The sequence below is a fragment of the Dellaglioa sp. CoH-57-MRSF-21 genome, from assembly GCF_056781915.1.
The window spans coordinates 1-453 of the sequence record NZ_JBXAXU010000062.1; the positions used below are offsets into that span (position 1 = coordinate 1).

At 57.0% G+C, this 453-nt stretch carries 1 protein-coding gene; it reads right to left on the reverse strand.

Annotation, left to right across the window (positions count from 1 at the left end):
• Window positions 1-347, reverse strand: a 347-nt coding sequence (locus tag AC1RPQ_RS07930; protein ID WP_481762251.1) for a nucleotidyltransferase domain-containing protein, incomplete at its 3' end; no start/stop codon positions are given.
• Window positions 348-453: the final 106 nt, after the last annotated feature.

The following is a 453-nucleotide window of genomic DNA, read 5'->3' on the forward strand; positions in this document are numbered from 1 at the left end:
GTCCACTCCAGAACCTGCGGGTTCGACTTGCTCATCTGGTACACTGCCTTGTCCGCGTCCCAGCCCGCAAAATCCATGATATCCGTGTCGATCCCGAGATCGCGCAGCACCTCGGTCAGTTCCGGCGTGTTTATGTCCAGTACATCACGGCGCTTATTCACCGTCAGATACCGATCGACAGGGCGGCAGTAGATGAAGCGAACGTCGTAATCCGAATCCGGCGACGCGAAGCCCCACGCACGAGACCCGGCCTCGGCCGCCATCAGGACCTTAATATCGAGCCGTTGTTCGAGCTGAATCAGGACACTTTTGATGATGCCTGAAGCCGTGTTTTGTGCCACACTCATTTGTCCGCTCCCCGAGGTCCAGTATACAGACACGCACCCGTCACCTTGGCACGAGTGCCGTCAGTTGAGCGCGTCTGCTCTTCGAAAATCTCGTAAGCCTTTTGAC